At 40.8% G+C, this 5,655-nt stretch carries 3 protein-coding genes and 2 pseudogenes; 3 read left to right on the forward strand and 2 right to left on the reverse strand.

What is annotated here, in order from left to right; genetic code table 11:
* The 3 genes from LC574_RS23600 to LC574_RS23610 form a co-directional block, all read left to right on the forward strand.
* The coding region (locus LC574_RS23600; protein ID WP_229456001.1) for a cation-translocating P-type ATPase at positions 1–1,055 on the forward strand (1,055 nt) is incomplete at its 5' end.
* Between the two features lie 343 nt (positions 1,056–1,398).
* Positions 1,399–1,980 (forward strand): cation diffusion facilitator family transporter, encoded by a 582-nt coding sequence (locus LC574_RS23605; RefSeq protein WP_229456002.1) that lies wholly within the window; start codon positions 1,399–1,401, stop codon positions 1,978–1,980.
* Positions 1,981–2,156: 176 nt separating this feature from the next.
* Complete coding sequence (locus LC574_RS23610) at positions 2,157–2,774, forward strand: hypothetical protein (protein ID WP_229456003.1); 618 nt, start codon at positions 2,157–2,159, stop codon at positions 2,772–2,774.
* A 19-nt stretch (positions 2,775–2,793) separates the two neighbouring features.
* Here LC574_RS23610 and sigB read toward each other — a convergent pair.
* Positions 2,794–3,797 (reverse strand): annotated as a pseudogene (gene sigB / locus LC574_RS23615) (sigma-70 family RNA polymerase sigma factor SigB).
* Positions 3,798–4,113: 316 nt separating this feature from the next.
* Positions 4,114–5,655: pseudogene (locus LC574_RS23620) on the reverse strand (efflux RND transporter permease subunit); the annotation flags it as partial.

Here is a 5,655-nt window from a genome sequence, read left to right on the forward strand (position 1 = left end):
CCTGTGCTTTAGTAATTTCTACTCCTGTCTCGATTGTTAGCGCTATTGGTGCAGCAACTCGTAAGGGCGTTTTGTTCAAAGGGGGTAATGCGCTGGAAACCGCCGGACGCTTGACTACTTTTGCTTTTGATAAAACTGGTACGATTACGCAAGGACTACCCGTTGTACAGAAGGTTTATGACCTTGGCAAGGTAAGCGCAAACATGGTATTACTGATTGCAGCTTCAGTTGAGCAACAGTCTGAGCATCCCCTCTCCAAGGCAATTGTAGCCAAGGCTCACGATCAAGGGATGGAGTTAGAAACACCTATTAACTTTACTGCACTACCTGGGAAAGGGATTCAGGCGAACTTTAAGGAGCAGTTATACTTCATAGGCAATCAACGGTTGTTTTTAGACCAAGGTATTCGCTTATCTGGTGAAGCTGAATATTTGTTAGCTTCTATTGAACAACTCGGTCAAATTCCGGTGCTGGTAGGAACAAATGAAGGGTTATTAGGAGCGATCGCACTTTCTGATGGTATTCGCTTGGAAGCGACGGAAGCCCTGCGACAGTTGAAGCGGGTTGGATTAAAGCGATTAGTAATGCTAACGGGCGATCGTACTGCCGTTGCTAAACAGATTGCCCAGCAAGTTGGAATTACAGAGTACCGGGCAGAACTGCTACCAAAAGATAAACTTGAAGAAATTCAACTTCTGCGTCAAACAGGAGTAGTAGGTATGGTTGGAGATGGTATTAACGATGCTCCTGCGCTTGCTGCTGCGGATATTAGTTTTGCAGTTGGTGGAATAGATATTGCTCTGGAGACAGCAGATGTCGTGATCGTAGGAAGTGACCTGAGACGACTTGCTTATGCAGTAGAACTAAGCCGTCGCACTGTATCTGTAATTCAACAGAATGTTGTCTTTTCTTTAGTAACAAAAGGTTTGTTTCTGCTATTAGGAACCTTTGGGTTTGTTGGGTTAGCTGTAGCTGTTTTAGCAGATACAGGGACTTCCTTATTAGTTACTGCAAATGGAATGCGGCTATTTAGAACCAAGGCTGTCAAGGATTAATATTAGCGAGCGATGCTGCAAAGCAGCCGCTACGCGAACGCCATAATTAAAGATACAGCAGTTTTCGTTTGCATGAAGTACAAATTTACAGGTTGTGAGGCAGGAGGCAGAAAGTTTGTATATTTGATTTTTGAGTCCTGCATTTATACTTCACTTACTTGCAAACTGCTGTATATCTATTGCTGAGGAAGATTAGGTAACATACCCAATATGCACAGACAGTAAAACTTTTAGTAGCTTTAAATTGTCTTAGATATCCCATTTTTTACTCTTAAAATATGTTCCATTACTTCAAATTTCCTCAAGCTTCGCATTAGAGGCGTTGAATGCAAAAAAAATAATTATGAATTTCACTAACCAAAAGTTGATACATTACCACTATCCCTACGCTAAAGCTGTAGAGAGTACACAAAACTTAGAGTTACTTTGGGTTATTTTAGGGCTGCGAAGTAGCTTATTTTTAATAGAATTAGGAGTTGGACTTTGGGACGGTAGCCTGTCACTTTTAGCAGGTTCGGGACACTTGTTCTCTGATGTGGTGACTTTGGGATTGACAGTGTTAGTAGTCTGGTTAACAGAGCATCAATCTTCAGGTGAAACGAATTTTAACTACCAGCAAATAGAAGCTTGGGTAGGGTTACTAAATGGGGTGAGTTTAGTAACTTTAGCTGGTTTCATTGCTTTAGAAGCTGTGGAACGTCTTCAAAATCCTCAACCTGTATCAGGCTTACCCATGCTGGCTGTAGCTACCTTGAGCATAGTAATTAACGGCTTAACTATCCAACCATTGCACAAACATAGTCATCATAATTTGAATCTGCGGGGAGTTTTCTTACATGGGATTGCTGATGCTGGCATTTCTATCGGTGTAATTCTGGCTGCTGGTTGTGTTTATTTTTTTATTGGCTATGGGCAGATGCAGTAGCTAGTTTACTGGTTGCCTTGTTTTTGAGCATCAGTGCTATTTCTTTAATTAAAGATAGTCTGAGGCAGTTTCAACTTACTTGCAAGCTATGACGTTCGGTTCAGTTTGACACCTTGTCTCTTGACAGAAGCGATCGCCATAGTTAAGAATTCGACTACCAGCTGCCATGCACCACAATGTCACACCAATCAAAGATTAATATAAGCTTGATGGGAGCGGTATTTCTGTCACTGCTCGTCACCCCAGTGTTAGCACATAACATTCAACTATCGGGGGATGTGGCTGGTACTTGGCACGTTGAACCAAATCACAGTCCCAAAGCAGGAGAAACAGCGAGAGTCTGGGTTGCACTCACCCGCAAGGGAGGGAAAATCTTGCCAGTGTCGGAGGCGAATTGCCAAATGGCTGTCTACTCTCAACCCCATAAACAGGAAGATCCGCCTGTATTACAGCCTACGGTGCAAGCGATTTCAGTTGAGAGATATCAGGGTATTCCTGGTGCAGATGTTGTTTTTCCTAAAACAGGAGCTTATCAGTTAGAGTTAGATTGCACTCCCAAAGTCGAAAGTAATTTTAAACCCTTTCAGATGCAGTATGAGGTAATAGTAGCTAGTGGTGTAGCAGCATCGACACCAGCACCAGTTACAAGTTCTCAAAAAACTGAGCAAGAATTACCATCAAGTCAGTCAACCAAGTCTGGGAATCAATGGTTTACTGGAGCTATGGCGATCAGTGTCATTATTGCAGGTTTGGGAACCTTTTGGTGGATGAAGCAAAGGGTGAAAGTCAAATAACTGCTACAAGCTTTCAAAATTAAGGAGCATCAGCCAGATAGCTGTGTGAGTTAGCTCCATATCTTCGTAGAAGTGTGAGAGCTTGTTGTTCCACTTGTCGCACTCGTTCCCGACAAATGCCCATACGTTGACTAATCTGTACCAGAGTAAGTTCGTGTCCACCTGCTAAACCAAAGCGCAAGATTAACACTTCCTTTTGCTGGGGAGTCAGCTTTGCTAATAGGTTGTGAATGTCTTGATAGAGTAATTCCCGCTCGGCGTAGCGTTCGGGAGATATTCCATCATCCTCCAGCATATCCTGCAATTGAGTATCCTGCTCAAACCCAATTCGCATATCTAAGGAAACAGGTTGACGAACAAGCTGCAAACATTCTCGAATCTGACTGGGTTCCGATTGAGTGCTTGGGCGATTTCAGTCACGCCAGCGATGTAACCAAGTTTTTGAGATAACTCTCGCTGGGCACACTTGATTTTGTTCAGTTTATCAGCGATGTGAATGGGTAAACGAATGGTGCGGGATTGTTGTGCGATCGCCCGTGTAATTCCCTGACGAATCCACCAGTAAGCATAAGTAGAAAACTTGTATCCAAGAGTTGGATCAAATTTCTCTACCCCTCGTTCTAGCCCCAATGTACCTTCTTGAATTAAGTCTAGAAACTCAACATTGCGTTTTTGGTATTTTTTAGCAATAGACACCACTAGCCGCAGATTAGCCTGAATCATCTTCTGCTTGGCAATTTGTCCTTGACTTAGTTGTTGCAGTAGCACATCTTCTTTCAACTGCATCTTGTCAGCCCATTCTTGCAGAGTCGGTTCACGCTGTAATTTTTCAGATAGTTCTTCCTTCCCAGTAAGCATTGCCATCATTTGCTGAACTTGTTGAGCAAAAAAAATTTCTTGCTCATGGGTTAACAGAGCTACACGTCCAATTTTATGAAGATAGATACGCACTGTATCTGCTGTAGATGAAAATTCGTTATTCTTGCTTTTAACTTTAGTTAATTGGGATGCTGAGTTAGGCATGAATAGGTTAGCCTCCATTGAATAAATCTTGAATAAACAAATGTTCAAAAAATCATAAATAAATATAAATTAATCGAAAGGATGAAAATATTGTAAACTTCCTCACTAGCTCTATCTGAAGTAATTATCGTGACATTTTACAGAGTTTACTAAAATTTAAAAAAGTGTAAAGTTACTCATTAAACAAGAAGCATAGTTATCAAAGCTTTTAATATTTTTAATTTTCACAAATCAAAGGAAGGGTGAATATTTTTGGCACTTTATTGTTTCAGGAGATGAAAGCTGTAAAATTCGCATTTCATCCCTATCCCCAAAATCAATTTTCCAACACAGATTCCGCTACCTTCCCATTTTCCACAACAGCCGCACTTTGCTTAGGTAACAAAAACCTACCAAACTTCGAGTACAAAGCAGGTAAAACCAACAAAGTTAACGCCGTAGAAGTAAACAACCCACCTAACACTACAATCGAAAGAGGTTGCAAAATTTCCTTCCCTGGCCCCACTGAAATTATCAACGGAACTAAACCCAAAGCTGAAGTTAAAGATGTCATCAAAATAGCGTTGAGTCGTTCCATTGACCCAGCAATTAATACTTCTTTTAAAGACATTCCTATCGCAACTTTTGTAGTGTAATTATCTACTAATAATAATCCGTTTCGAGTAGCCACACCAAACAAAGTTACAAATCCTACCAATGAGGCTACAGAAACAACTCCTCCTGTAAAAGCTACCGCAATTACTCCACCCACTAATGCAATGGGCAAGTTAATCATAATCATTGCTGTTGAAGCGATTGATTTCACAGAAAGATACATTAGTACTGTAATCACAACAAAAGAAATAGCACTGAAAACCAGAATATTTTGTGATGCTCGTTCTTCTGCTTCAAATTGACCTCCATATTGGATAAAATAACCTGAAGGAAGTTGAACTTGTGCCTTAACTTTATTTTGAATATCTGTCACTACAGAACGCAAATCTCTGCCTTTAGCATTAGCAGATACCACAATTAAACGTGAAACATTTTCCCGATTAATAGTATTAGGGCCAGTGCCATAGGCAACCGTAGCAACTTTAGCTAAAGGTATTTTATTTCCATCAGGGGTATCAACTCATAAATTCTCAATTGTTTGTAGATTGTTGCGATACTGTGGTTGCAACCACACAACCAAATCAAAGCTTTGTTGCTTCTCTAAAACTTGAGATACTGCTCTTCCATTGAGCGCTGTTTCAATGATATTAGATAATTGTCCAATAGTTAAACCGTAGCGAGATGCAGCAACACGGTCAAACTTAATTTGAATTTGTTCAATAGGAATCTGTGGTTCGAGTTGTAAATCTACAATTCCCAAAATAGATTTCATTGCGTCTTCAACTTGCTTTCCAAGCTTGCGAAGTTCTTCTAAGTCGGAACCAAAAATTTTGACTGCGATTTGACTCCTGACCCCAGACAAAATTTCATCAATACGGTGAGCAATAAATCCACCAATATTAGATGCAGCCCCTGGTATTTTGTTAAACTCTTCGCGCAACCATTCTACAGTAGCTGCGCGATTTTTCATTCCTTTGTCACTCAACCCAATATCAAGGTGAGCCAAATTCACAGGTGCAGCATCTGCATCATTGGGGGCGCGTCCGGCGCGTAATTGAATATACTTTAATCTAGGGTCGTCTTTGAGTTTATCTTCCAAAGCAAAAGCAGCACTATTGGTAGCTTCTAAAGATGTACCTGGGTAAAGTGCTAAAGTATTTACCAAAGTTGATTCTTGGAATTCAGGTAAAAATGCCCGTCCTAAAGCTGGGAAAATAATAATTGCTGCGATCATTCCCGCCGCAGCCACGAACCGCATCAAAGA

It is taken from the genome of Nostoc sp. CHAB 5715 (genome assembly GCF_020829685.1).
GTDB lineage: Bacteria > Cyanobacteriota > Cyanobacteriia > Cyanobacteriales > Nostocaceae > Nostoc.

What these genes read in the sequence shown, in the direction of transcription:
- LC574_RS23610 (WP_229456003.1), top strand. Translation starts at nt 2,157, where the DNA reads ATGTCACACCAATCAAAGATTAATATAAGCTTGATGGGAGCGGTATTT.
- LC574_RS23605 (WP_229456002.1), top strand. Translation starts at nt 1,399, where the DNA reads ATGAATTTCACTAACCAAAAGTTGATACATTACCACTATCCCTACGCT.